We start from the raw sequence: 25,509 nt of genomic DNA, 5'->3' as shown, positions 1-25,509 counted from the left end.
ATTTTAGGGCACTTCAAATATAAAATTTTCTTACAAACCATAACAAAAAATTGAAATTTTAATCTCTCTTAATTTCGTGTCCAACAAACTCTTCCAGTGCTTTAAACATTTCTTCAACCGAAAGAACTTCTGTATCAGGATGCGATTTTAAAAACGTTGCATTTAATTCAGCCAGATTTTCATCCAATTCAAAATAAGCGTTATTATTTAGCAAATCCTTGAAAGCGTTTGGAGCATCAAATTTCTCTTTTAGAAATTTTGCTAATTTGATATTGCTTTGCAAACGAAGCTTTCGGCATTGTTCTTTAAATAATTCTAAATGTTTTTCGGCACCAATTAAAGCCAAACCTTCTTCTATTAATTCATTCAATTCTTTATTCCATCCTGAATCATGAACGAATTTTGAAAAATTTCCTTCGGCATATTTAGACGCATAAAAATCCAGATAATAGCTCATTAAAGCATCTTCATGAATCAAATCGTCGTCTATTTTTTCTTCGCGCATTAAATTGATTACCGAAATATTCGAATTTACAACATCTTGTGGATTTTCACTTTTTGCTGCCGTTTCTGAAATAATGATTTTACCGAATTCCATTTACGTATATATTTAGAGGATTATTTTGCAAAGTTGGTGGAAAATTTTGAAGAAACGAAATTGTTTTTGTGATGTAATTTTGAATGGTAAACGACCCACTTTAAAGTAAGAAAAAAATTACTATTTTTGCAGTGTTTATAAACTCAAAAATGGAATCAAAAATCATAATTCGTATTCTTATTATTATTGTTGTTTTAGCTGTTAGTAATATATTAAAAAAGACTTTAGCAAAGAAACAAGAAGTATTGTTTGATGAGTCAGACAATAATTTAGAAATTGATAATGCAATAGATTTCGGTTACAAAATGCAATGGTTCGCAGTAAAAACAGATAATAAAAAAAGAATTGCAGAAATTTTAAAATTACAAAAAGTATCAAATTGTAATTGGGAACTAGGAATACAAAAAGCCTACAACAACTCAATTTTTATTACGCCACAAATCGGCAAATGGACATTAGTTTGTGGAAATAATTTTTCTTATAATACAGAGAAACAAATTTTACTAGAATTAAGTAAAGAATTTGGTGAAGCTCAGTATTTTGCCACACATAGAGTTTCCGATTATCATAGCTGGATGAAAGCTATTGACGGAAAACTAATAAGATTGTTTACTTATTCTGGCGAATATGAAAATGGCTATATTATGGAAGGTGAACCAACTGAAATAGAGAAAAAATATATAGTCCAACAAAGTTCTACAGAAAATGATGCAGATTATATTGATTCTATAAATGAACAAATTTTGATGCAAATTGCAGAAAACTGGAGCATAAATCCAACAAAATTAAGTCAACGCAAAGATGTCAAACATGAATTTGGAATATTGGGTTTATGATGATATTTAAAAATATTACAATTGTTTTTAATTTTTCTTAACTAACACACAATTTTTAATCAAAACTTCCGTTATGGTTAAATTAGTTTTAAAAAACCTAACACCTTTTTTACGCAACTATTTAGAGACAAATGCATCTATTATAGATAAAGCTTTATACTAAAGTTTCAAAACCAAAACCAAAACCATGAAACAAATTATATTAATTGTTAGTATTCTGCTTGCATTAACTAGTTGCGAAAGTGAAGATTTACCAAACTCTGATGTGCAATTTTCGTTAGTTGCGAAAGGAGATTCTTTTCCAAATGATCAAAGTCTTGCGCCGAGACATTTAATTATCAAAGACCAAAAAAACTGGGATAAACTAGTTAAGGAAATGAATGCTTCTACTAATCTTTCCAAATATTTTAAAGAAAACACTATTGATTTTAGCAAATATCAAATCATTGCTGTTATAGACAAAACACAAACCAGCGGTGGACATTCTATAGATATTGTTGAAATTAGCGAAAATCGAAATACTATAATTGTAAAAGTCGAAAAACTACAAAACGGTAATAATACTTCCAAATTATCTAGACCTTACGATATTGTAAAAACAGACAAAACAGATAAAAAGGTTATTTTTGAACAATAGTTATCCTCTATTCTCCACCAGTAAATCTTTCAATTCCTTCGTTTTCAAATAAGCCGCAAAACGTCCAGCCAAGAGCAGCATTTCTTTTTCTTGGGGTGTTATTTTTAGCTTGGTTTCTACGTGAGACGAATATTCATATAACATCAAAAGCTCGGCTGCGCCAAAATCTTTAAACTTTTCTTTGTCTAAAGTAGAAAGCTGCACTTCGCCATATTTATCTTTTTTAAAACTACCTATTCCAAATTTTGCAATTAACTGCGCTCGAAAATCATCATGAAGTTTAAGCCAGCTTGTCGCATCATCATCAGTATTTTTTAATTGCGTTACCAAATCTTCGTAAGCTTGATCTTTGTTTAGCTTTAAAAGATAATCCCGCAATGTTGTAAAACCAATTATCTGGTAATTTGAAGTTGGAATTTTATATTTCTCAAGATCACTTTCGACATCTTTTTCAAAAGTTATGTAACGAGTTTGAACCGTATATAAAGAAGCGGTTTCTAATAAAGAAATCAATCTGATTTTTTCATCATTTATAAAAGGCGCCTTTTTTCCTTGTCCTAAACAATCAATAAATAGCGCTTTTTTGTTTTTGTCTTTGACTTTAGAATCATTGTGAAGCAGTTCGATCAAGGTTTCGTAACCCATATTATCAGACGCACCGCCATCAATCACGCATAAAATTTTATCTTGATTTTTGATTCCGAATTTGGTTTTTGGAAGAACACCAGGAAAAGCAGAACTTGCAGTAATAGCATAAGTCAAAGGAAAATCATAACCATTATTAATATAATTTTCGTCAAGCGAAAGTGACGCTTTATTGGGAGCCAAAGACGAATTGATTTTCAAAGCCCGAATAATATGTGGCATAAACGGAAAACGCTCGCCGTTGTTATAAGCCGTTCCGTTGGCAACCATAATGGGCAATTGCGGATTCTGTTTACTGTCTTTTGGAATAAAGAAATCAGACAAAAGCATTTGCGTTTTAAACTTATTCTGATTCTCTGGATTGCTGCTGTCATATTGCAAAACTTCCAAATCTAAACGTTGTGCCATAGAGATTTTTTCTCCTTTTTCGTTTCTGCTATTATTCAAAAGCGAAAAAAGTGTCGCCGATTTACTGACATCCGATTTAAAGGCATCGGCTTTAGAAAAATAAAATTCGTTGAAGGTACAATTGTCATATTGCAGTTTATTTTTCAAGATCGTCAAATAATATCCCGCCGAATAACAGCCTCCCGAAACAGTAGAAAAGTAATCTACTTCATTTAGAAAATTACGTTTCGAGTTGTCTTCCTGAATATCTTCTAAACCTAAAAGAACTCCCATACTAAAAAACTGCGCTCGCGACCCTCCGCCCGAAATACCGACTCCTAAAGCAATATTCGGATTCTGAAGCCTACTGTCACGATCCTGAACCGATTTATATTCGCTTAAATCAACAGCAGGAATTGAATTATAATTGATTTCTGAAAAGAGATTTATTTTATTCTGGGTTATTCCTTTATTTATTATAAAAAGAAAAAAGAATCCTAGAGAAAGACTTTTAATTTTCATCTTAAATTCCATTTAATTACTATCTATTCAACATTAAATAATCGCAATATATACGAGAGTTCGTAAACAATAAAAAGTGCCACTAAAATAGTATGAAACTTTTTATTATCTATTTTTATTGCTATTAAACATAAAATTATGTGACTTATAACCCGAACAAAATATTCGTTTTGGTTGTATAAAAAATAGTCTCCGCCTTTGATTGCCGTATCGATTATATCGGCTCCGAAACTTATTGCCAATACCGAAAAAAACCATTTTTTTCTGGAATAAAAATAATCTTCATATCCTGTATAATCTACTAAATCGTCGGGATAAAGAATGGCACAAAGCAAATAATAGATTAAGATATAACAGATAATGAAGAAATAATCTGCAAAATACCACTCATGGATTAATTTTAGATTAAACTCCCACCACCAAAAATGAATAAGCATCAAGAATACGTAAAACACCCATAAAGCATGTACAAAGTAGAATTTCTTGCGCCCGGGATGTTGAATAAAAATTACGGAACCTTTTATAAGATGCGTTAAACTTAAACCCAAAATGATTCCGATAATCGATTTGACATGCGTAAGTTCTTCCATAAATAAAGATTATTTACAATGAACTAAAATTAATTGAATTAATTCAAACCTAAATGTTTTTACACTGATTTTTAAATCTTTAAGATTCTGGCCTAATCTTACTGATTGATTTCAAAAACAAATTTTTAATCAAAAAGTAATATTAAAATAACCGTGAAATGTAAAACCTATAAATAAAATACAAGAATAAACAGTAATTTTATTGCATTCAAACTCAGTTTAGCAGAAAAGTATGAATCAAAGAAAAGTATTAGAATATTACGTTTTAGACGTATTCTCAAACGAGAGCTACAAAGGAAATCCGCTTTCTGTGGTTTTTACAGATGGAAATCTAAAACTAGAAACCTATCAGGATATTTCTAGAGAATTTCGCTATTCTGAAACCTCATTTGTCTATTATTCTACAAGAGAAAAAGCACTTGTAGTCCGTTCGTTTACTCCAATCGGAATCGAAATTGATGGTGCGGGGCACAATTTATTAGGTGCAGTCTGCGGCGCTCTCCTAAAAGGAATGCCCATTTTTGATGAACAAAATGAAAGTGAGCCTTTTGTAATTATGAAACATTCTGCAATTCCAGTAACAGTAAGTATTGATTCTGATACTTTTTCGCCAATGGTTCAAATGCATCAAAAATCGGCAGTCATTAAACAAGAAATTCCAACGTATAAAATTGCAGTTGCTCTGGGCTTAAAGATTGAAGATTTGGATGTAAATGCTTTTGTGCCAACAATTGTTAAAACAGAAGTTGCTCATACAATGGTTCCTATAAAAAACAGCCAGATACTTAACAGCTTTATTCCTGACAACCAACTTTTAATTGAAATCTCAAAAGAATATGATTTTGAAGGGTTTTATTGTTTCACCCCAGCTGAGGAAGGCCTAGATCACATAGTCGAAACAAGATTTTTTAATCCCATAATCGGAATAAACGAAGACCCTGCAACAGGAACTGCAGCTGGACCATTAATTGGTTTTTTAACGCAAAAGAAATTCACTAAATCTGAAAAGGAATATAAAATTCTTCAAGGCGTAAAATTAAAACAGCCTTCAATGATCGAAGTTATGAATCGCGAAGAAGATATTTTGGTAGGCGGTTCTTCGATTATAACTATGAAAGGAGAGCTTTATATTTAAAGTAAAAAGCTGCATTGTATAATGCAGCTTTCATCTATTCTATTTTTTAATTTCCTGTGGTAACGTTTTTTTCTGTTCTGGCGGAATTCTCTTTTTCAGAAACAAAATCTGACCTAAATGACTCGATTGATGTTCCATAACATGAAACCAGCAATATTGGTTTGTCCAATCGTATCTTGTTTGCACTTCTGCAAACCAAGCATCGTCTCTTTTCTTTAATTCTTCAATTGTTTTTGCTCTTACTTCATTATAGATATCCAAATAATATTGAATATCATGACCTTTAAATTCGTCTCTTCCGCCTTGATCCAAATCTAAAGCATTTCCCCACTTTTTCTTTTCTTCTTCATTAAAATCTCTATTTTCAAAAGTAAAGACCTGATAATATTTTTCGGCTGCAGCCAAATGCATTACCAAAGCTCCAATTCGGTTTGCTTCTGCATCATGAAGATAATCAATTTCATATTGGCTCATGTTTTTTACTGTTCTCTCAACACGAGCTTTTAAATCTTCAAGCATAGAAATCATATCTGCAATTTTTGGAGATGCTCCTTCGACATTTCCAATTTTAGCTTCTAATCTTGGTTTTATTCCTTTTCCTTCTATAAGCAAACTGTTTTTTCCATCAACACTAGATTTGTCCGAAGTAATTTTATATTCTTTTACTTTAACAATTGCATCGTTGCTTATTCCTTGAATCCATTTTGGAACATCTCCATTACTTATCGGACTTTCAAAACTTGAATTTAAAACAGTCACAGGTTCGTAAACACCTTTATCATTTTCAATAAAAAGTTCAAATTTGTCAAAGTAAAACTTCCCGTCAAATAGACATAAACCTCCAAAACTTAATGATTTACTATTCTTATCGACAGTTCCTTCAACAGTGTATGAATTCCATTCTTTAGATTTTACTGGTCTGTCGCTCATATTATCAAAAAAACCATCTTCATCGTTTTTGGTATCAACACGAGCCCAAACTCCCGCCCATGATTTTGGTTCTGTAGTTTCGACTTTAACATAAGCAGTTACTTTAAATTTTTTCTTTACAGAAGTCTGAATAGCAATAGTCTGACTTATAGATGTCCAATCTGTAGAAACTGTTTTTACAGTTTGAGCCTGACTCATACTAAAAAATAAAAACAGCAGTGGTATTATTAGTTTTTTCATTTTTGGAAAATTAAATGTTGCCGTAAATGTAATATTGTTTTCCTAAGTAATAACTTACTTTTCAAAAAAAAACTTCATAAAAAAACCGCATCAGGCAGGATGCGGTTTAAAATATTTAAAACTAGAAAAACTTCTTAGTTCGTTTTCATTGGCGGTAAATCAAATGCCTTTGAATCGTGTTCGAAGTTGTTTCGGTGTGCTCCATCGCAAAATGGTTTGTTTGCAGAATGTCCACAACGGCAAAGACCTAATGCAGTTCTTCCTTGTAAGCCATAAAGTGTTCCTTCTGGATCCATAATTTCGAAATCTCCTTCGATTTTTATTGAACCATTTTTATTGATGATTAATTTAGCCTTGCTCATAAATTTTGTTTTTTTCGACTGCAAAGATTGCGAAATATATTCTCATTTATAAGCGTGAAACGTAGTTTAAACTGGTTCTATTTTATGTGGGTTTTGCCACGAAGACGCGAAGGCGCAAAGTTTAATCCCAATCTTGTCATCCTGACGAAGGAAGGATCTCACGCGTAACTCCGCAAAGAATATTCACCAATCTTTGTCGAATTTCTAGTGTGATCCTTCGTTCCTCAGGATGACAAACGGAACGATTACTCTAAAGTTTTATAAACAAAATTCTTAAACTTCACACTTCCCTTTCCAATCGAACAAAGACCAATTCTTAATCCCAAAAACCCGCTTAAGACATTATGATTATATCCTGAAACTTCTACAGAGTTTTCGATTTTCTTCCAATCTTTTCCATCAATGCTGTAAAACATATCTACTGTGTTCTTGATGTTTTTTAGTTTAAGAAAGACTTTTCGCGTATGAGTATTTTTCTCCGTTGGAAACTGCCAACCTCTCAAATTCGCCAAGATATTGTTTTGATCGGCTAATATTCCAGAGTAATATCTATTATCGTAAAAAAGCGTTAATCCGCCTACTGCATTGCCTTCTATTTCCATTTCTACTTCCGCAGAATAAGAATGTCCGCCCGGAACAATTACAAGAGGCGAACTGTTTCCTACTCCGTCGCCTTTTCCTTCAATAGTCAAAGTGTTATTCGCAACTTTAAATCTTGAAGCTTCTACCCCACTATAAAATTTCCATTGCGGTTTAAGAGCCGAACCTTCAAAATTGTCGCTTAAAGAAAATTCAGGAAGTGTTTTACCTTCTGGTTTTGCAATTGGTTTATCCGTCTCGATATTATCTGGAATTTTATACCAGCCGTCTTTTGTCCATTCTACTGGCTGAAGTAAAGTTTGTCTTCCTAAGTTGTAATAATCTTTTTCATAACCGTGAAAAATCATCCACCATTTTCCGTTGGCATCTTCAAAAATAGTACTATGTCCTTTTGACCACCAAGTTTCAGAACTGCTGTTGGTTCTCACAATCGGATTATAAGACGAGTTTTCCCAAGGTCCAAAAGGCGATTTTGATCTTGCTGAAATTACCATATGACTTGTCGCTGGACCTGCAGTTCCACCTTCAGCAACGGTCAAATAATAATATTCTCCTCGTTTAAATAATTTTGGGCCTTCCATACAAAAACATTCGATGCTCCATTCGCGCGGAATTTTCCAGCCATCGTAAACGTGTTTTAATTCGCTTGTTACCGAAAGTCCGTCTTTTGATAAAGCAACATAACCGCCGTTGCTGAAATATAAAAATCGGTTTCCTTTATCGTCTGTAATATGTCCGGGATCTATATTCCCGATTTTCAAATCTACAGGTTCGCTCCACGGACCATTTATAGAATCGGCAGTTACGACAAAATTGGTATTATTGGCAGGAAAATAGATGTAATATTTATTGTTGTACTTAATTAAATCTGGCGCCCAAACTGCTCCAACATATTTATGAAGTGCATTTGTAACAGGTTCCCAATTCATCAAATCGGTCGAATGCCAGATTAAAAGTCCAGGATAATAATCGAACGAAGAATGAACGACATAATAATCTTTTCCGTCACGCAACAAACTCGGGTCTGGATAATCTCCCGCAAAAATTGGGTTTGAATATTGATTTTGTTTTAGACTTTTTTCTGGTTGTGATTGAGAATAAACACAATACGAAAACAGTATTAAAAAGGTTAGATATATTTTTTTCATGTTTTGATATTTTTTTCAAATATAGTCAAAAAGACTATAAGATATAATTTAGCCACAGATTAAGAGGATTAAAATGATTTTTGAATTGCGTCCAGCTTTAGCTGGATGTAATAATAATGATGCTACAAAATGGCTTTAGCCAAAAATACGTGTGTTTGGCTAAAGCCCTACCCCTTCAAATTACATAACCTCCGGCTAAAGCTGGAGGCAATTCATATCTAAAATTAAAATCTTTTTAATCCTTTTAATCTATGGCTTAATAAAAAGCTTAGCCAATCTTTGTCGAGCTACTTGCGGAGATTTCTCCTTCGTCGAAATGACAAATATTTACGATTACCTATTTACTTAAAACAAAAACTTTGCGACTTTGCGAGATTAAAACATCACAATTCTCAGTAAAAACTCCAGTGAATCTCCGTGCAATATTAAAATCTCAATTCTATTGCTTATTTTTGCACTCTAAAATTCATATTAATGACACAGAATCCAAAGAGATATACGATCACGGCGGCATTGCCTTACACCAACGGACCTATTCATATTGGGCACTTGGCGGGAGTTTATGTGCCTGCAGATATATATTCGAGATATTTAAGATTGCAAGGAAAAGATGTAGCATTTATTTGCGGAAGCGATGAACACGGGGTTGCAATTTCGATGAAAGCCAAAAAAGAAGGAATTACACCACAGCAGGTTATTGATAAATATGATGGAATTATCCGTAAATCGTTTGAAGATTTTGGGATTTCATTCAACAATTATTCAAGAACTTCGGCTAAAATTCATCATGATACGGCTTCGGAATTCTTTAGAACATTATATGATAAAGGCGATTTTATTGAAGAAGTTACCGAACAATTATACGATGCAAAAGCAAATCAGTTTTTAGCAGATCGTTTTGTTGTGGGAACTTGTCCAAAATGTGGTAATGATGGAGCTTACGGAGATCAGTGCGAAAATTGCGGATCTACTTTAAACGCTACGGATTTAATTAATCCAAAATCGACAATTACGGGAGAAACTCCAATTCTTAAAGAAACAAAACACTGGTTTTTACCTTTAGATAGATATTCTGATTTCTTAACCAAATGGATTTTAGAAGGTCATAAAAACGATTGGAAAACCAATGTTTATGGACAAGTAAAATCTTGGATCGACGCAGGATTAGAGCCTCGCGCCGTAACACGTGACTTAGATTGGGGAATTGATGTTCCTGTTGAAGGTGCGGAAGGCAAAAAATTATATGTTTGGTTTGACGCGCCGATTGGTTACATTTCTTCTACGAAAGAATGGGCTGCGCGCGAAGGAAAAGATTGGGAACCGTATTGGAAAGATCAAGAAACGAAATTGGTTCACTTTATCGGAAAAGACAATATTGTTTTCCATTGTATCATTTTCCCAGCGATGCTAAAAGCTGAAGGAAGCTATATTTTACCAGACAACGTTCCTGCAAATGAGTTCTTGAATTTGGAAGGAAACAAACTTTCGACTTCTAAAAACTGGGCGGTTTGGTTACACGAATATTTAGAAGAGTTTCCAGATAAGCAAGATGTTTTGCGTTATGCATTAACATCAAATGCTCCTGAAACAAAAGATAACGATTTTACTTGGAAAGATTTCCAGGCTAGAAATAACAACGAATTGGTTGCTGTTTTTGGAAACTTCATTAATCGTGTTGTGGTTTTAACCAATAAATACTACGATGGAATTATTCCAACTCCGAATGAATTTACAGAAATTGACGAACAAACTTTAGCAGAATTAAAAGCGTATCCAGCTGTGATTTCAAGTTCGGTGGAGCGTTACAGATTCCGTGAAGCTTTGGGCGAATTGATGAATGTGGCTCGTTTAGGAAATAAATATTTAGCAGACGAAGAGCCTTGGAAAGTTATGAAAGACAATCCAGAGCGTGTAAAAACGCAAATGTATGTGGCGTTGCAAATTGCTGCCGCATTGAGCGTTTTAGCAGAACCGTTTTTACCTTTTACCGCTGCTAAACTTTCTAAAATCTTGAATTTGGCTGACCTTAAAGAACATTTTGCAGGTTTCAGTAAATTCTTGAAAGAGAAAGATCGCGATGCAAAAGACATTTTTATTGATAAAACTTTAGGTTGGAATGATATTTCTGAAAACTCAGATTTAATTCCGGCAGGCCATAAAATTGGCGAGGCAGAATTGCTTTTCGCTAAAATTGAAGACGAAGAAATACAAAAACAAATAGATAAATTGGAAGCAACAAAAACAGCTAATTTAGCTGAAAGCAAACAACCAGAACCGCAAAAAGATTTAATTCAGTTTGATGATTTTGCGAAAATGGATATTCGTATCGGAACTATTTTGGAAGCTGAAAAAATGCCAAAAGCAAACAAACTTCTGGTTCTTAAAGTTGATACCGGAATCGATGTTTGTACGATTGTTTCAGGAATTGCTGAAAGTTTTTCTCCAGAAGAAATTATCGGAAAACGTGTTTCTGTATTAGCAAACCTTGCTCCAAGAGCTTTACGCGGTGTTGAAAGTCAAGGAATGATCTTAATGACAACAAACGCTGAAGGAAAACTGGTTTTTGTAAATCCAGATGCTGATGCACCGAACGGAGCTACGGTAAACTAAAGATTTTTAAAATTATATCACAAACATGTATTACAGAAGAAAAATCTTACTATCTTTGATTCAGGTTTTTGACGGTGAATTAGAAAAAATTCAACTTCAAAAACTCTTATTTCTATATACACGTTCACAAAGACAAAAGAAAACATATGATTTCGTGCCATATAGAATGGGATGTTTCTCTTTTCAAGCAAACGCAGACCTACTTACATTAAAAAAATATGGAAATGTAAGTGAAAGTGATAAATCTTGGAAAAAAGAAGACGATGTAAATTATTTGAATGAATTAACGAAAGAAGATAAAAAGATAATTAGTGATTTTAGAATAATCTATGCTAATAAAACAAGCGAAGATTTGATTAATCTTACATATAAAAGATATCCTTATTTCGCTATAAATAGCATAATTGCACAAAATTATTTAAGTGAATCTGAAATTGAAAACTTAAATAATTATCGATCTTTTGACGAGGAAGTTGTTTTATTTACCATTGGTTATGAAGGAATATCTTTAGAAAGTTACCTTAACAAACTAATAAAAAATAATATAAAGGTTCTATGTGATGTCAGAAAAAATGCACTAAGTATGAAGTATGGCTTTAGTAAAAGTCAATTAAAAAATGCTTGTAATGGTGTAGGAATAGAATACATCCATATTCCTGAAGTAGGTATTGATTCTGATCAAAGGCAAGAACTCAAATCTCAAATAGATTATGATGTTTTGTTTGACAAATATAGAGTACAAAATTTAGGTGAAACATTAGATAATCAAATAGAAATTCTAAATCTGCTTAAAACTAATAAAAGAATTGCTTTAACTTGTTTCGAAGCTGATGTTTGTCAATGCCATCGAAAGCATTTATCAGAAGCAATAACAAACTTAAAAGGTTTCAACTATAAACTAGAGCATCTATAATTTATGCCAATAAAGAAAATTCTAATAACGGTTACTACTTATCCATTACCATCTAGAAGCTATGATGAATTGGTTTGTACAGCTGGATTATTAGAAGATGGAACTTGGATAAGAATTTATCCTGTTCCATTAAGTTTTCTTAATCAAGTAAAAAAAGAAACCGGATTTAAAAAGTATACTTGGGTAGAATTAGATCTAAAAAAAAGAACAGACGATTTTCGTCCCGAAAGTTATTCTCCAAATAACTACGACATAAAAATTTATAATACTATAAACACAAATAACTTTTGGGAAGAAAGGAAACTTTTCTGTCTAAAAAATATTTATACCAATAGAGATAAACTTATAAATGATTCTAAAGCTCCTGCAAATATTTCCTTAGCAACTTTTAAGCCAACAAAAATTACTGCTTTTGAAATTGAAAATGATTCCAAAGAATGGAAAAATGAATGGCTTGAATTAAGAAAACAAACTAACCTTTTTGCAGAAATTGATAGTAATCCTGAAAAAATTATCAGGAAAGCACCATATAAATTTTATTATTTATTTGAAGATGACGAAGGCAAATCTTGCCGATTGATGATTGAAGATTGGGAAATTTTTGAATTATATTGGAATTGCTTGGCTAAGAGTAATAACAATGAAAAAGAAGCTATAGAGAAAGTTAAAAATAAATACTTTGATACTTTTTCTAATGAACATGACATATATCTTTTTTTAGGAACAACTATGCAATGGCATAGAAGAAGATCTAATAATCCTTTTGTAATTATTGGCATTTTTTATCCTAAAATAAAAAGCCAATACTCTCTCTTTTGATAAAAAATACAGGTTTTTCTTATTTATTAGGTTTTTGTTTTATAAGTTTGCTCCGCAAAAAATACCCTTAAGGATTTTTAATTAAAACTTTAAGAGAATGACTAAAGAAAATCAAAAACGGACACATCAAGATGTAATACCATCGATGGCAAAATTTCTTTCAGACCTTTGGTTTGAAGGAGATTTTAGAGAACAGCCCAATTATCTATCTGAAATTTTCAAGCGAATTCTTGAAACAGAATTGGGAGATGACAAAGAGCTAAGATCAAAAATGATGGAATGCATCAAAACCAGTGAAATGCTTGCCGAAACACTCGAACCGTTTTCGGATAAACAAATTCAGAAAGCCTGCAGTAAAATTTTAGCTGCTTAAAACAACAAAAAAGCGTGAATCACTTACTATTTTTAATCGATTCACGCTTTTTAGTTTCAAAATACTCGCTTTCTAAGCTATCTTTGAAAAAAAATATCAAAGAATAAAATACATCTAATGAAACTCACAAAACCAAGATTAGCTTTAATCTGCGGTATACTCTGCATATCTATTTTCCCGATATTGGTAAAATTACGTTTAACACCAGGATTAATTTCGGCTTTTTACCGAATGTTTTTTGCAGTTGTTTTGCTTTTGCCTTATGTTATTTTAAGCGGAAATTTTAAACTTCCAAAACTAAAATTTGCTCTTTTGGCAATACTTTGTGGTGTTTTATTTTCGTCTGATGTTGCGGTTTGGAATATCGCCATTCAGGAATCAAGCGCGACTCAAGCTTCTTTGTTGACCAATTTATCTCCGGTTTGGGTTGGAGTTGGTTCTTTCTTTTTTCTAAAAGCAAAACCCGCAACAAATTTTTGGATCGGAACATTAGTCGCTTTATTCGGAATGGTCACTTTGGTCGGTTTTGAATTTTTTATCGATTTAAACTTTGATAAAGCATTTCTATTTGCCGTTTTATCTGGCATTCTGTATTCCATTTATCTTTTGGTTAGCAAAAATGTACTTTCAGAAGTCGATGTTCTTTCGTTTATGACGATTAGTTTATTCGCTTCAAGCATCTATTTAGGAATTTTATGTTATGCATTGGGCGAACCTTTTACTGGGTTTTCAAATGCTGGCTGGTTTGTTCTCGTGCTTCAAGCTGTTATTTGCCAATTGTGTGCTTGGCTTTCGATTAGTTACGCCACTCAGCACATGCGTGCAACAAGAGTTTCACTAAGTTTGTTAAGTCAAGCTGTAATTACCTCAATTTTAGCTTGGTTGTTTTTGGAAGAACAAATAACTTTACAGATGGTTTTCGGCGGAATTATATTACTTTTCGGAATCCGAATTACATTTTACGATAAAACGATTTCTTTGAAAAGGCTTTTTTCTAAGAATTAAGATAAAAGGTTTCACGCAGATTCAACAGATTTGAGCAGATTTTAATCTCATAATCTGTGGCTAAAAAATTAGTTTAATTCGTGAATTGCTTCGCCTGTTCGCTATCGCTCGGGTCGTGGCTAAAAACCTGAAACAAAAAAACACTTGAAACAAAAAACTCTATGTTACATAAAACTAAAATACCAAACTTAAAAGTAATCGCATTTGATGCCGATGATACTTTGTTTGTGAACGAACCTTATTTTCAGGAAACCGAACATAAATTTTGCGCTTTGATGGAAGATTACCTTTCGCATCAAGGCATTTCGCAGGAATTATTTAAAATCGAAATTGCCAATCTTCCTTTGTACGGTTACGGAATCAAAGGTTACATTCTTTCAATGATTGAAGCCGCAATGAATATTTCAAATAATACCATTCCGATTGAAGTCATTGAAAAAATCATTCAATACGGAAAAGAATTACTCGAAAAACCAATTGAATTATTGGACGGAATCGAAGAAACACTTCAGGCTCTAAAAGGCAAATACAAATTGGTTGTTGCCACAAAAGGCGATTTAAAAGATCAGCACAGTAAATTACACCGTTCTGGTTTAGGACATTATTTTCACCACATCGAAGTAATGTCAGACAAACAAGAAATTGATTATCAAAAATTACTTGGCCGTTTGGATATTCAGGCGCATGAGTTTTTAATGATCGGAAATTCATTAAAATCAGATGTTTTGCCAGTTTTAGGAATTGGAGGTTATGCCGTTCATATTCCGTTTCATACTACTTGGGAACACGAAAAAATTAATCATACTATAGAACACGAACACTTTAGTTCATTTGAAACCATTGCAGAAGTTGTTCCGAATTTATTATAATGAAAACACTTTTAGACTTAGAAAATTGGAATAGAAAAGAGCATTTTGCCCATTTTAAACAAATGGAAGAGCCTTTTTTTGGTGTTACTGTAGAAATAGATTGTACCAAAGCGTATCAAACCGCAAAAAGTATAAATGCTTCTTTTTTCATTTTCTATTTACATAAAACTTTGACTGCGGTAAATGCCATCGAAAATTTTAGATATCGCATTTCAGAAAACCAGATTTACATTAACGACCAAATAGATGCATCGGCTACTATTGGCCGTGAAGATGGCACTTTTGGGTTTTCTTTAATAGAATATCACCCAGATTTTAAAACATTTGAGCAAATTGCCTTAACCGAAATTGAGCGTATTCAAAATACAAGCGGACTTTTTACAAGATATTTCGACAATGATAATCTGATACATTTCTCCGCAATTCCGTGGATAAATTTTAGTTCGATTACTCATGCACGCAGTTTTACGTACCCAGACAGCTGTCCGAAAATTTCTTTTGGGAAGATGATGGTCAATGAAACTGGCAAAAAAACAATGTCAATGGCTGTTTATGTACATCACGGTTTAATGGACGGAATACATGTTGGTCAATTTATAGATACTTTCCAAGAGCTTATGAATCAATAAAATAAGCGGAATGATTTTTGAGCGTAAAAATATATGAAACAAATCTTCCTTTTTTTGTCTTTAATCTCAAGTACTGTTTTGTTGAGTCAAACGGTACTTCATTCTTATCCCATAGATTTAAAAAACAAAATAGGACAGACTCAAGTTTTAAATGCCGAAAATACTACAACTCATGATGTATTTGCTTTTGTCGCAACTCCAGATAGTCTTTCAATATTAAAATACAACAGCGCTTTATTTCTAAATGATAAGTTTATAACTTCTCGAAAATATGTCGAAAACAGATCCTTAATGGGATGCAGTTTTAGCGAAGATGGAAATCCGACCTTATATTGGTTTTCTGGAGAAGAAAAGAACATCATTTTGGTTAAATATTTCATGGAAACCAAGACATTTAGGGCTTTAAAATTTCCCGTTCCTCTCGACGAACAATTTATTGTAACACAATATCAGAGAGACAACCATTTCTATTTATTGATGCAGAGCAAAACAAAACAATCCTTAACTGCGTTTGTTTTTAAAAATGGAATAGCAGAAGAAAGACTTCTTGATTTTAGTCCTTTTGTTTTTCGAGATCGTAAAACCCAGCAAAAAACATTCAATCAGATTTTGAATGAAAATCCCATTGAGAAAATGGATTCTGGTGAAAATAATCCGTTATATAAAGCTACTTCAAAAACTAAAATTTACACGTTACCTAATCGTTTGATTCTAACATTGGATCAGAGTTTTAGAAAAACACAGCTATTTGAAATCAATTTAGATAGTTTGGAGATTACCGAAAAGACTTTTATGAAGCCAATTGGAGAAAAAAATCCAAAAACCTCCAATTCTTTTTATCATGAAAACAAGCTGTATCAAATCAACGTTAATGCTGATGAACTCTTATTTGACATCAAAGATTACACAACTGGCGAATCGATAAAAACATTTGCCGTTTCAAAAAAAGATACGATCCGTTTTAGTAATTCGCCATTATTAATGCAGATTGAAGATCGCGCGCCCAGACAATTAAAAAACACAGCCAAGTTTTTAAAAGAATTATCCAATCTTGATGCTGGCCTTTCTGTATTCAAAAACAAAAAAAATCTCTTTATAACTTTAGGAGGAACGGGCAGCGATTTAAAAACAGTTTCCATGAGTGGTTTCAATTTTGATGATTTTTTTGGAGATTTTCCTTCTCGCGGTTATTATAATTTAGAAACCAACTATTCTGTGTTTATTGAAAGTATTTGGACTAAAAAACTAGAATTGACTCAAGAAACGCATGAACCATTTGCGAGTGATAAGATTTATTATTTTTTAGATTCTCATAAAGAAGCTCTTCTTTCTAATACCCTAAAATTAAGTAATTACACTCTTTTAAGTTATTACGACTTAGTTACCAAACAACTTGTCTTGCGCAAGTTCACAGATGAATTTAATTAAAACAGATTCGCTATCAGTGACTTAGCTCTAAAAAGACGAATTATAGCCATTTACAACCTCTTTTTTCAACTATTTCATAATCAAGGAGTAAGCTTATTCTAATACCTTTTTGGCTTTTAGGGGAAGTATTTACTTACAAATTATTGTTGTTTTGACCCAAATTTAAAATCTCAGATAACAATGAAAAAAGTTGTAATGACCCTTGCACTTGCCCTTGCATTAACAGGAGTACGTGCTCAAACAGAAAACAATAATAGTTTTAATAAGTGGTCTGTAGAATTAGGTGCTGGTTTTAATAAACCACAAAAACCTTTTAGCGATGGATATTCAACTAATACTGTAAGTCCATGGACTGGAGATCTAGGTGTTCGCTACATGTTTAATAACAAATTTGGTTTGAAGGCAGATTTTGGGTACAATAGTTTAACTGCAAAAGGCAGCTCTATCGATTTTGATTCAAAATACTATAGAGTAGATTTACAAGCCGTTGCCAACTTAGGCCGTATCATGAATTTTGAAACCTGGACTAATACTATTGGCCTATTAGGACATGCTGGTTTTGGTTATGGTCAATTAAGAAATGATAATTTTAAAGGAGCAGATGAAGTGGGTAACTTTATTGCTGGTGTAACTGGTCAAATAAGATTATCAAATAGACTTGCTTTAACTGGAGATTTCTCAACTATCTTAAACGCATCTCAAGATCGTACTTTTGACGGAGCTTATGTTCCAGGCAACAGAGGTTTTTCAGGAATTTTATTTAATGGAACTGTAGGTTTAAATGTGTATTTAGGAAAAAACACAAAACATGCTGACTGGGTTGTTACTGAAGGTAATAACAATTATGCTGATCTTACTGCTTTAGAAAATAAAGTATCAGATCTTGAAGAACAAATCAAAAACAGACCAGTTCAAAAAGAAGTTGTTGTTGAAAAACAAGTTAACAATGCACAGCTAACTGATAATGATTTGATCAAAAGAATGATCAACGATAAATATTACAGTGTGTATTTTGACTTTAATAAAACAACTCCAATCGAAAATTCAACTGCTGCGATCGATGTTGTTTTAAATTACTTAAGAAAAAATCCTTCTGCATCTCTAGACCTAGTAGGTTATGCTGATCAAGTTGGAAAAGCGGAGTACAATGAAAAACTATCTCGTACAAGAGCAACTAATGTAAAAACTATTTTTGAAAAAGCAGGAATCGCTTCTTCTCGTTTAAATGTTGTTGCAAATGGTGCAGATACATCTATCCAAAAAGATTCTGATGAAGCTAGAAGATTAGCTAGAAGAGTTACTTTTATTGTAAAATAATTTCTTTTTAAGATTTGACTAAAAGTCCTTAAGATTTGTTCTTAAGGACTTTTTTTGTTTAAGAAACAATTCCAGAAATTGTCCCCTTGCTAAAAATTAATTGAGTGTTAATCCAAAAGGCTCATGTTTTCAAGGTTTCTAAAAAGGGTAATCAATAATTTTTCTTAATTTTACAAAAAAGACATCTATTATGCTATCAAAAAATATTGAATCAGCTTTAAACAAGCAAATCCGCATAGAAGCAGAATCTTCGCAAACTTATCTTTCTATGGCTTGTTGGGCTGAAGTACAAGGATTAGAGGGAATTGCTCAATTTATGTACACACAGTCAGACGAAGAGCGTGCACATATGCTTAAACTAGTTAAGTATGTAAACGAACGCGGAGGTCACGCTCAGGTAACAGATCTTAAAGCGCCAAAAACAACATATTCTACTTTCAAAGAAATGTTTGAGGAGCTTTACAATCACGAACTTTTTGTTTCGAAATCTATCAACGAATTGGTGCATATTACTTTTGAAGAAAGAGATTATGCGACTCACAATTTCTTGCAATGGTACGTTTCTGAACAAATTGAAGAAGAAGCTACAGCAAAATCTATCTTAGATAAAATCAACTTAATTGGAGATGACAAAGGTGGACTTTACTTGTTCGACCGTGATATTCAGCAATTAACAGTTACTAGCTCAATCGCTATCAATCCTAAATAAAAAAGTTAAAGTTTATTTAGAATATTTAAAAATAACTTTTTTGGTTTATATTTGTCTCTGTTTTTATAATACAGAGGAAAATTGAGCAAGAAAGAAAAAGACAAGGACAAGAAAAAGGATAAAAAAGACAAAAAGAATAAAGTTATCCTTGATAAAATTAAGAAGATTGAAAATTGTAAATCTTCTTGCTGTGAGAAATATAAGAAAAGTGAAAAGAAACGCTGCTCACGTTGTCCCATGTTTGATTTATTCAAAAAAACTGCTTAACAAAATATACAAAACCCACCAGAATTCTCGGTGGGTTTTTTAATTTTAGAAAATAATTATCTTACGATTTTTAAACTGCATTATGGAAAACACCAATACAATCCCAAAATCGAGCTTGGATTTTTTAGTCCAGCTTAAAGAAAACAATAACAGACCTTGGTTTGACGAGCACAAATCTGAATATTTAATTGAGTTAAATCATATTGAGAATTTTGCTGGTGCATTATTAAAAGAACTTTCCAAAACTGATGTCTTAGAAAATACTTCAGGCAAAAAAAGCGTTTATAGAATCTATCGCGACATTCGTTTTTCCAAAGATAAAACTCCTTTTAAAACATTTTGGGGCGGAAGCTATACTCGTGCCACTGCTGCGAGACGTGGTGGCTATTATTTTCATCTCGAAAAAGGAAATAGCTTTTTTGCAGGTGGCTTTTGGGGTCCAAATACAGCAGATTTAAAACGAATAAGAACCGAATTTGCTCACGATCCAGAAACCTTCCAAGAAATACTGAATTCGAAATCTTTCAAAAGCAATTTTGGAACTCTTCAAGGCGAACAATTAAAAACATCTCCAAAAGGTTTTGATTCAGATCATCCTGCGATCGATTTACTTCGCTTCAAACAGTTCTTGGTGATAAAACGTTTTACCGATGACGAAGTATTAAGTCCGCAATTTTTAGAACTGGCTCTTGATGCTTTTAAAAATATGAGGCCTTTTTTTGATTATATGAGCGAAGTGCTGACGACTGACGCTAATGGGGTATCAATTTTATAAAAATAATTTTCTGTAAAATATAAACCCGACAAGTTTTTGAAACCTGTCGGGTTTGGTATGATTATTCCGTTAGGAATATCTCGTTGGTAGAAAAAAATGATTTTGTCTAGATCGTGTCCTGTAGGGACACCTGTTATGCGGAATAACATCCGCTTTAACAATCAAACGTTCCTACGGAACGTAAAACCATAATTCAAATCGAGTTCTACCGATGAAACATTCCTACGGAATGAATTGTTTTTAGAGATAAACAGCGATTAGCTAAACCCGACAAGTTTCAAAAACCTGTCGGGTTTAGCTATTTTGCAAAAGCGTTATTTACTCAGCAGTAAAATTTCATTTATTACAACCTCAGTTATATATCTCTTTTCTCCGTTTTTGTCATCATAGCTTCTGTGCGTCAGTTTTCCTTCAACAGCAATTTCTTTTCCTTTCACAACATACTTTTCAATTATCTCAGCTGTTTTCCCCCAAGCTGTTATACGATGCCACTCGGTTTGCTCTACTTTTTCGCCTTTATCATTTCTATAAATCTCATTTGTTGCGATTGTCAAATGTGCTAGTTTTCTACCGCTTTCTAATGTTTTAATTTCTGGATCATTACCAACATTCCCGATTAATTGTACTTTGTTTCTAATTGCACTCATGGCGTATACTATTTTTATGTTACTATTAAATTGAATCGTTCATCAAATTCAACACGGCAAAGATGCAAAACCCAAGTACTGACAGTCGGTTGCTAACTATTTACTATCGACTGTAAGTATTTGTAAGCGTTTGTAAATGGAAATTGTTTTTTGTATATTTGAGATAAATCTTACGATATGCAGACAAAAATTAAAAAAGTCGAATTACGAAATCTTGAAATTGAAGACTATAAACAATTAAAAAAATCAATGATCGAATCGTATCCAGAAATGGCCGATTCCTATTGGGGATCTGATGATATTGAAAGACTGCTTTCAATTTTTCCAGAAGGACAACTGGTGATTTTGGTTGACGGAAAAGTTGTTGGCTCTGCCCTATCTCTTATTGTCGATGAAAAATTAGTAGAGAAGAGACACAATTATCAACAGATTAGCGGTGACTACACTTTCTCTACTCACAATGATAATGCTGAAATTTTATACGGAATTGATGTTTTTATTCATCCAAACTACAGAGGCTTGCGTCTTGGCCGTCGATTATACGATGCTAGAAAGGAACTTTGCGAACAATTAAACTTAAAAGCGATTGTTTTTGCGGGAAGGATTCCGAATTACAGAGAACATGCCAAAAAAATGTCTCCCAAAACGTATATTGAAAAAGTACGAACCAAAGAATTATACGATCCCGTTCTTTCTTTCCAATTAAGCAATGATTTTCACGTTTTGAGAGTCATAAAAAATTATTTGGAAGGAGATGAAGAATCGAAAGAATTTGCAGTTTTACTGGAATGGAATAATATTTATTATGATGATAGTCCTAAACTGATTAATCTTAAGAAAAATATTATTCGTTTAGGATTAATTCAGTGGCAGATGCGTCCGTTGAATAATGTCGAAGCACTTTTTGAACAAGCTGAATTTTTCATCGATGCCGTTTCGGGTTATGGATCTGATTTCGCTTTGTTTCCAGAATTGTTTATTGCGCCGTTAATGGCCGATTATAATCATTTGTCTGAAGCAGAAGCCATTCGTGAATTAGCACGTCACTCTGACCCTATTAGAAAGAAGTTTCAGGAATTTGCCATTTCATACAATATCAATATTATTACTGGAAGTATGCCTTATTTAGAAGGTGGAAATCTCTATAATGTTGGTTTCTTATGCAAAAGAGACGGGACTTCAGAAATGTATACCAAAATTCATATCACGCCAAACGAAGTTGTTCATTGGGGTATGAAAGGTGGATCGCAATTTAAAACCTTCGATACAGATTGTGGTAAAATTGGAATTCTAATTTGCTACGACGTTGAATTCCCTGAACTTTCTAGACTTTTGGCAGATGAAGGAATGGATATCTTGTTTGTGCCTTTTTTAACAGATACACAAAATGGTTATACACGCGTAAAACATTGTTCTCAAGCACGCGCCATCGAAAACGAATGTTACGTTGCAATAGCTGGCTGTGTTGGAAATCTTCCGAAAGTAAATAATATGGACATTCAATATGCACAGTCATCTGTATTTACTCCTTCTGATTTTGCTTTTCCAAGTAACGGAATCAAAGCTGAAGCTACTCCAAATACAGAAATGACATTAATTGTAGATGTTGATCTTAATTTATTGAAAGAACTTCACGAACACGGAAGCGTCAAAACATTAAAAGACCGAAGAACAGATCTTTACGAAATTAAAAAATTGAATTCATGAAAACATGCCTCGAATGCTCAGCCAAAATTTTCGGTCGCGAAGACAAGAAATTCTGTTCAGATAGCTGCCGAAATGCCTACAATAACAAAATAAATAAAGATAGTACGAATTTCATGCGAAATATAAACAACAAGTTACGCAAAAATTACCGTATTTTGGCAGAGTTAAATGTAGACGGAAAATCGAAAGCTTCAAGAGACAAAATGCTGAACAAAGGCTTTGATTTTGAGTTCTTTACAAACATTTTACAAACCAAGACAGGAAATACATATTATTTCTTGTACGATCAAGGCTATCGTTCCTTGGACAATGATTATTTTATGCTTGTTAAAAAAGAAATATAGTTAGTATTTATTCACCATGAGAAAAAACCAAACCTCAATTCTAGCCATAGCCTGCGTTTTAGCTTTACTCGGCATTATATATGCCACGATGATGCCGCAAGGAATCTCTAAAGATGACGAAGCGCTAGCTGAATTCTCAACCGAAAGAGCCTTAAATCAGGTTGAGATTATTGCGCAGAAACCGCACTACGTCGGATCGACAAATCACGAATTAGTTGCCAATTATCTAAAACTCGAATTAAACAGAATAGGCTTAGAAACGAGTATTCAGGAAGGTTTTACTCTAAATGATAAAGGTCTTTTAGTAAAGTCAAAGAATATTTTAGCTCGAATTAAAGGAACGGACAATACAAAAGCACTTTTGCTTCTTTCTCATTACGATAGCGCGCCACATTCTTTCTCAAAAGGTGCAAGCGACGACGCTTCTGGTGTCGCAACAATTTTAGAAGGTGTACGTGCCTTTTTATATTCTAAACATCCTCAAAAAAACGATATTATTATATTATTCTCAGATGCTGAGGAATTAGGATTAAATGGAGCTGCATTGTTTGTGAATAAGCATCCTTGGGCAAAAGACGTTGGTTTGGTTTTAAATTTCGAAGCAAGAGGAACTTCTGGACCAAGTTACATGCTGCTGGAGACCAACAAAGGAAATGAGGCCTTGATTAAGGAATTTACTAAAGCAAAACCTTCTCATCCAGTTTCAAACTCTCTCATGTACAGCATTTACAAAATGCTTCCGAATGATACTGATCTAACCGTTTTTAGAGAACAAGGAAATATCCAGGGTTTCAATTTTGCTTTTATCGATGGTCATTTCAATTATCATACACAGCAGGATGATGTACAGCATTTAAACAAAACAACACTTGCGCATCAAGGCACTTATATCATGCCTTTGATAAAATACTTCTCAAACATTGACTTAAACCAAACAGAATCTACTCAAGATAATGTTTATTTCAGTGCTCCATTTTCTTTCATCAATTATCCGTTTTCTTGGGTAATGCCAATGACACTAATTGCTTTTGGCTTATTGGTTTTCTTTATTTTCGTTGGAAAAGTAAAAAGAATCATCACTTTTACAGAAATTTTCAAAGGTTTTGTTCCTTTTCTTGGCTCAATTATAATTGCAGGATTGGTGACATTTTTAGGATGGAGGTTAATGCTTGAAATTTATCCGCAATATTCTGATCTTTTAAACGGATTTACTTATAACGGACACGCTTACATAGGCGCTTTTGTTACTTTGAGTATCGCAATTTGTTTTGCTTTCTACCACCATTTCTCTGAAGCTAAAATTACCATGAATCATTTTGTGGCTCCTTTATTGCTTTGGATTATCATAAACGGGTTTTTAGCAAACAGCTTAACCGGCGCTGGCTTCTTAATCATTCCCGTTTATTTCGGAATACTTTTATTCGGAATATTTGTCTTTACACAGCATTACAGTTTAGGAATGAATTTAATTTTCAGCATTCCAGCTTTAGCCATTATTGCTCCGTTTATCGTAATGTTTCCAATTGGTTTAGGACTAAAAATTTTATATGGAAGTGCTATTTTAACCGTTTTATTATTCGGATTGCTGCTTCCAATTTTTGGAGCATTCGCTAAAAAAGGCGCTTGGATTGTAATTTTCTTTATCGCTTCGATCTCATTTTTCGTCTACGCAGGATATAATTCAGGTTACGAACAAGGTAAAGCCAAATCAAACAGTCTATTGTATGTTTATAATGCAGATAATAATTCTGCTGTATGGACAACTTATGATACTAATTTAGACGAATGGACTAAATCTTATTTAGGACAAACGAATCAGAAAGCGATTGGTTTGAATACACTGCCTCTTTCAAGCAAATACAATTCAACATTTACTTACAGCGCTATAGCGCCAGTTGTGGAGGTTCCAAAACCAACAATTCAATTTTTGAGAGACAGCGTTATTGGAAACAATAGATATTTGAAAATCAGGATTACTCCAAATAGAAAAGTAAATCGTTATGACATTTACGCTAATCCAAAAATGACGTTTTATAACTTTAAAGCAAATGGCGTAGCGACTTCAGGAGAAAAAGGAAATCGTCTGCAGAGAGAAGACAGCAAAATTTTATGCTATTATGTTGTAGGCAATGAACCGCTTGAAATGGAATTCTACATCAATAAATCGTCTATTTTTAATATGGATTTAATCGAAAGTTCATTTGATTTAATGAGCAATCCATTATTAAATGTTAAACCAAGAGAAAACTGGATGATGCCAACTCCTTTTGTTTTGAATGATGCAGTTTTAATACAGCAGAAAATCAAAAGATATACACCACCAGTAAAACCGATAGAACCAGTTGTGGTCAAAGATAGTTTAACGGTTGCAAAAGATAGCGTAACAGCTCCAGCTGTAAAACCAGAATAAAAAACACAAAGGCAGATTTAAATCTGCCTTTTTTATTAACTGTAACCAAAAATTCTT

25 protein-coding genes are annotated in these 25,509 nt (G+C 33.0%); 18 read left to right on the top strand and 7 right to left on the bottom strand.

The genetic code is table 11. The annotated features are described in order from the left end of the window. Nucleotides 1-58 precede the first annotated feature (58 nt). Nucleotides 59-598 carry a DMP19 family protein gene (locus DM444_RS06190; protein ID WP_111284932.1) on the bottom strand — a complete coding sequence of 180 codons (540 nt, stop codon included), beginning with the start codon at nucleotides 596-598 and terminating at the stop codon, nucleotides 59-61. A 149-nt stretch (nucleotides 599-747) separates the two neighbouring features. Here DM444_RS06190 and DM444_RS06185 point away from each other — a divergent pair, with 149 nt between their 5' ends. Next, nucleotides 748-1,434: a hypothetical protein gene (locus DM444_RS06185; protein WP_111284931.1), complete on the top strand. Its 687-nt coding sequence runs from the start codon at nucleotides 748-750 to the stop codon at nucleotides 1,432-1,434. Nucleotides 1,435-1,621: 187 nt separating this feature from the next. Next, entirely contained in the window at nucleotides 1,622-2,071 is a 450-nt protein-coding gene (locus DM444_RS06180; RefSeq protein WP_111284930.1) for a protease complex subunit PrcB family protein, read from the top strand. Here the strand turns inward: DM444_RS06180 and DM444_RS06175 are convergent, their stop codons facing one another. Next, nucleotides 2,072-3,625 carry a patatin-like phospholipase family protein gene (locus tag DM444_RS06175; RefSeq protein ID WP_162614926.1) on the bottom strand — a complete coding sequence of 518 codons (1,554 nt, stop codon included), beginning with the start codon at nucleotides 3,623-3,625 and terminating at the stop codon, nucleotides 2,072-2,074. A 23-nt stretch (nucleotides 3,626-3,648) separates the two neighbouring features. Beyond that, the gene (locus DM444_RS06170; RefSeq protein WP_111284928.1) at nucleotides 3,649-4,215 is read right to left on the bottom strand and encodes a hypothetical protein; all 567 of its coding nucleotides are present in this window, start codon (nucleotides 4,213-4,215) and stop codon (nucleotides 3,649-3,651) included. A 232-nt stretch (nucleotides 4,216-4,447) separates the two neighbouring features. Here DM444_RS06170 and DM444_RS06165 point away from each other — a divergent pair, with 232 nt between their 5' ends. Beyond that, the gene (locus tag DM444_RS06165) at nucleotides 4,448-5,350 is read left to right on the top strand and encodes a PhzF family phenazine biosynthesis protein (RefSeq protein WP_111284927.1); all 903 of its coding nucleotides are present in this window, start codon (nucleotides 4,448-4,450) and stop codon (nucleotides 5,348-5,350) included. 39 nt (nucleotides 5,351-5,389) lie between these two features. Here the strand turns inward: DM444_RS06165 and DM444_RS06160 are convergent, their stop codons facing one another. The 3 genes from DM444_RS06160 to DM444_RS06150 all read right to left on the bottom strand — a co-directional run bounded on the left by DM444_RS06160 (nucleotide 5,390) and on the right by DM444_RS06150 (nucleotide 8,630). Next, complete coding sequence (locus DM444_RS06160) at nucleotides 5,390-6,520, bottom strand: DinB family protein (RefSeq protein ID WP_111284926.1); 1,131 nt, start codon at nucleotides 6,518-6,520, stop codon at nucleotides 5,390-5,392. Between the two features lie 134 nt (nucleotides 6,521-6,654). Then, complete coding sequence (locus DM444_RS06155) at nucleotides 6,655-6,882, bottom strand: CDGSH iron-sulfur domain-containing protein (RefSeq protein WP_111284925.1); 228 nt, start codon at nucleotides 6,880-6,882, stop codon at nucleotides 6,655-6,657. A 245-nt stretch (nucleotides 6,883-7,127) separates the two neighbouring features. Continuing rightward, nucleotides 7,128-8,630, bottom strand: coding sequence for a family 43 glycosylhydrolase (locus DM444_RS06150; RefSeq protein ID WP_111284924.1), 1,503 nt, complete (start codon nucleotides 8,628-8,630; stop codon nucleotides 7,128-7,130). A gap of 474 nt (nucleotides 8,631-9,104) precedes the next feature. Here DM444_RS06150 and metG point away from each other — a divergent pair, with 474 nt between their 5' ends. From metG to DM444_RS06090, 12 genes are all read left to right on the top strand, one after another. Then, complete coding sequence (gene metG / locus DM444_RS06145) at nucleotides 9,105-11,240, top strand: methionine--tRNA ligase (protein ID WP_111284923.1); 2,136 nt, start codon at nucleotides 9,105-9,107, stop codon at nucleotides 11,238-11,240. Nucleotides 11,241-11,265: 25 nt separating this feature from the next. After that, a complete protein-coding gene (locus DM444_RS06140) occupies nucleotides 11,266-12,153 on the top strand; it encodes a DUF488 domain-containing protein (protein ID WP_111284922.1) in 888 nt (295 codons plus the stop codon). Between the two features lie 3 nt (nucleotides 12,154-12,156). Next, a complete protein-coding gene (locus DM444_RS06135; protein ID WP_111284921.1) occupies nucleotides 12,157-12,972 on the top strand; it encodes a hypothetical protein in 816 nt (271 codons plus the stop codon). 97 nt (nucleotides 12,973-13,069) lie between these two features. Beyond that, entirely contained in the window at nucleotides 13,070-13,345 is a 276-nt protein-coding gene (locus tag DM444_RS06130; protein ID WP_111284920.1) for a hypothetical protein, read from the top strand. A gap of 117 nt (nucleotides 13,346-13,462) precedes the next feature. After that, on the top strand, nucleotides 13,463-14,350 hold the full coding sequence (locus DM444_RS06125; RefSeq protein WP_111284919.1) for a DMT family transporter: 888 nt from the start codon (nucleotides 13,463-13,465) through the stop codon (nucleotides 14,348-14,350). Between the two features lie 161 nt (nucleotides 14,351-14,511). Further along, a complete protein-coding gene (locus DM444_RS06120; RefSeq protein WP_111284918.1) occupies nucleotides 14,512-15,219 on the top strand; it encodes an HAD family hydrolase in 708 nt (235 codons plus the stop codon). Continuing rightward, nucleotides 15,219-15,848: a chloramphenicol acetyltransferase gene (locus DM444_RS06115; protein WP_111284917.1), complete on the top strand. Its 630-nt coding sequence runs from the start codon at nucleotides 15,219-15,221 to the stop codon at nucleotides 15,846-15,848. Before DM444_RS06120 ends, DM444_RS06115 begins: the two co-directional genes overlap by 1 nt. A 33-nt stretch (nucleotides 15,849-15,881) precedes the next feature. Further along, nucleotides 15,882-17,276 (top strand): hypothetical protein, encoded by a 1,395-nt coding sequence (locus DM444_RS06110; RefSeq protein ID WP_111284916.1) that lies wholly within the window; start codon nucleotides 15,882-15,884, stop codon nucleotides 17,274-17,276. Nucleotides 17,277-17,456: 180 nt separating this feature from the next. Further along, nucleotides 17,457-18,593, top strand: coding sequence for an OmpA family protein (locus DM444_RS06105; protein ID WP_111284915.1), 1,137 nt, complete (start codon nucleotides 17,457-17,459; stop codon nucleotides 18,591-18,593). Between the two features lie 190 nt (nucleotides 18,594-18,783). Beyond that, on the top strand, nucleotides 18,784-19,302 hold the full coding sequence (locus tag DM444_RS06100; RefSeq protein WP_111284914.1) for a ferritin: 519 nt from the start codon (nucleotides 18,784-18,786) through the stop codon (nucleotides 19,300-19,302). A gap of 81 nt (nucleotides 19,303-19,383) precedes the next feature. Next, nucleotides 19,384-19,569 (top strand): hypothetical protein, encoded by a 186-nt coding sequence (locus tag DM444_RS06095; RefSeq protein ID WP_111284913.1) that lies wholly within the window; start codon nucleotides 19,384-19,386, stop codon nucleotides 19,567-19,569. Between the two features lie 82 nt (nucleotides 19,570-19,651). Further along, on the top strand, nucleotides 19,652-20,344 hold the full coding sequence (locus DM444_RS06090) for a DUF2461 domain-containing protein (RefSeq protein ID WP_111284912.1): 693 nt from the start codon (nucleotides 19,652-19,654) through the stop codon (nucleotides 20,342-20,344). 314 nt (nucleotides 20,345-20,658) lie between these two features. On the opposite strand, the gene DM444_RS06085 is transcribed toward DM444_RS06090, so the two are convergent. Then, the gene (locus tag DM444_RS06085) at nucleotides 20,659-20,991 is read right to left on the bottom strand and encodes a single-stranded DNA-binding protein (RefSeq protein WP_111284911.1); all 333 of its coding nucleotides are present in this window, start codon (nucleotides 20,989-20,991) and stop codon (nucleotides 20,659-20,661) included. A gap of 177 nt (nucleotides 20,992-21,168) precedes the next feature. Here DM444_RS06085 and DM444_RS06080 point away from each other — a divergent pair, with 177 nt between their 5' ends. From DM444_RS06080 to DM444_RS06070, 3 genes are read left to right on the top strand one after another with little or no spacing between them, the layout of a single operon-like run. Continuing rightward, nucleotides 21,169-22,698, top strand: a complete 1,530-nt coding sequence (locus DM444_RS06080) for a bifunctional GNAT family N-acetyltransferase/carbon-nitrogen hydrolase family protein (RefSeq protein ID WP_111284910.1) — start codon at nucleotides 21,169-21,171, stop codon at nucleotides 22,696-22,698. Beyond that, entirely contained in the window at nucleotides 22,695-23,042 is a 348-nt protein-coding gene (locus DM444_RS06075) for a hypothetical protein (RefSeq protein ID WP_111284909.1), read from the top strand. Before DM444_RS06080 ends, DM444_RS06075 begins: the two co-directional genes overlap by 4 nt. A 16-nt stretch (nucleotides 23,043-23,058) precedes the next feature. Next, complete coding sequence (locus tag DM444_RS06070; protein ID WP_204251665.1) at nucleotides 23,059-25,452, top strand: M28 family peptidase; 2,394 nt, start codon at nucleotides 23,059-23,061, stop codon at nucleotides 25,450-25,452. The last annotated feature ends 57 nt before the right edge of the window (nucleotides 25,453-25,509 follow it).

Origin of the sequence: Flavobacterium ginsenosidimutans (assembly GCF_003254625.1) — a bacterium.
In the GTDB taxonomy this organism is placed as follows: Bacteria; Bacteroidota; Bacteroidia; order Flavobacteriales; family Flavobacteriaceae; genus Flavobacterium; species Flavobacterium ginsenosidimutans.
The sequence above is the reverse complement of the archived record's forward strand: the minus strand, read 5'-3'. Positions and strand labels throughout refer to the sequence as shown.

Bases quoted from the DNA above. Each gene is read 5' to 3' on its own strand.
- DM444_RS06185 (WP_111284931.1), top strand. From the start codon at position 748: ATGGAATCAAAAATCATAATTCGTATTCTTATTATTATTGTTGTTTTA.
- DM444_RS06080 (WP_111284910.1), top strand. From the start codon at position 21,169: ATGCAGACAAAAATTAAAAAAGTCGAATTACGAAATCTTGAAATTGAA.
- DM444_RS06170 (WP_111284928.1), bottom strand. From the start codon at position 4,215: ATGGAAGAACTTACGCATGTCAAATCGATTATCGGAATCATTTTGGGT.
- DM444_RS06135 (WP_111284921.1), top strand. From the start codon at position 12,157: ATGCCAATAAAGAAAATTCTAATAACGGTTACTACTTATCCATTACCA.
- DM444_RS06075 (WP_111284909.1), top strand. From the start codon at position 22,695: ATGAAAACATGCCTCGAATGCTCAGCCAAAATTTTCGGTCGCGAAGAC.
- DM444_RS06165 (WP_111284927.1), top strand. From the start codon at position 4,448: ATGAATCAAAGAAAAGTATTAGAATATTACGTTTTAGACGTATTCTCA.
- DM444_RS06115 (WP_111284917.1), top strand. From the start codon at position 15,219: ATGAAAACACTTTTAGACTTAGAAAATTGGAATAGAAAAGAGCATTTT.
- DM444_RS06175 (WP_162614926.1), bottom strand. From the start codon at position 3,625: ATGAAAATTAAAAGTCTTTCTCTAGGATTCTTTTTTCTTTTTATAATA.
- metG (WP_111284923.1), top strand. From the start codon at position 9,105: ATGACACAGAATCCAAAGAGATATACGATCACGGCGGCATTGCCTTAC.
- DM444_RS06105 (WP_111284915.1), top strand. From the start codon at position 17,457: ATGAAAAAAGTTGTAATGACCCTTGCACTTGCCCTTGCATTAACAGGA.
- DM444_RS06100 (WP_111284914.1), top strand. From the start codon at position 18,784: ATGCTATCAAAAAATATTGAATCAGCTTTAAACAAGCAAATCCGCATA.
- DM444_RS06160 (WP_111284926.1), bottom strand. From the start codon at position 6,520: ATGAAAAAACTAATAATACCACTGCTGTTTTTATTTTTTAGTATGAGT.
- DM444_RS06140 (WP_111284922.1), top strand. From the start codon at position 11,266: ATGTATTACAGAAGAAAAATCTTACTATCTTTGATTCAGGTTTTTGAC.
- DM444_RS06070 (WP_204251665.1), top strand. From the start codon at position 23,059: ATGAGAAAAAACCAAACCTCAATTCTAGCCATAGCCTGCGTTTTAGCT.
- DM444_RS06110 (WP_111284916.1), top strand. From the start codon at position 15,882: ATGAAACAAATCTTCCTTTTTTTGTCTTTAATCTCAAGTACTGTTTTG.
- DM444_RS06130 (WP_111284920.1), top strand. From the start codon at position 13,070: ATGACTAAAGAAAATCAAAAACGGACACATCAAGATGTAATACCATCG.
- DM444_RS06155 (WP_111284925.1), bottom strand. From the start codon at position 6,882: ATGAGCAAGGCTAAATTAATCATCAATAAAAATGGTTCAATAAAAATC.
- DM444_RS06125 (WP_111284919.1), top strand. From the start codon at position 13,463: ATGAAACTCACAAAACCAAGATTAGCTTTAATCTGCGGTATACTCTGC.
- DM444_RS06180 (WP_111284930.1), top strand. From the start codon at position 1,622: ATGAAACAAATTATATTAATTGTTAGTATTCTGCTTGCATTAACTAGT.
- DM444_RS06090 (WP_111284912.1), top strand. From the start codon at position 19,652: ATGGAAAACACCAATACAATCCCAAAATCGAGCTTGGATTTTTTAGTC.
- DM444_RS06190 (WP_111284932.1), bottom strand. From the start codon at position 598: ATGGAATTCGGTAAAATCATTATTTCAGAAACGGCAGCAAAAAGTGAA.
- DM444_RS06150 (WP_111284924.1), bottom strand. From the start codon at position 8,630: ATGAAAAAAATATATCTAACCTTTTTAATACTGTTTTCGTATTGTGTT.
- DM444_RS06085 (WP_111284911.1), bottom strand. From the start codon at position 20,991: ATGAGTGCAATTAGAAACAAAGTACAATTAATCGGGAATGTTGGTAAT.
- DM444_RS06120 (WP_111284918.1), top strand. From the start codon at position 14,512: ATGTTACATAAAACTAAAATACCAAACTTAAAAGTAATCGCATTTGAT.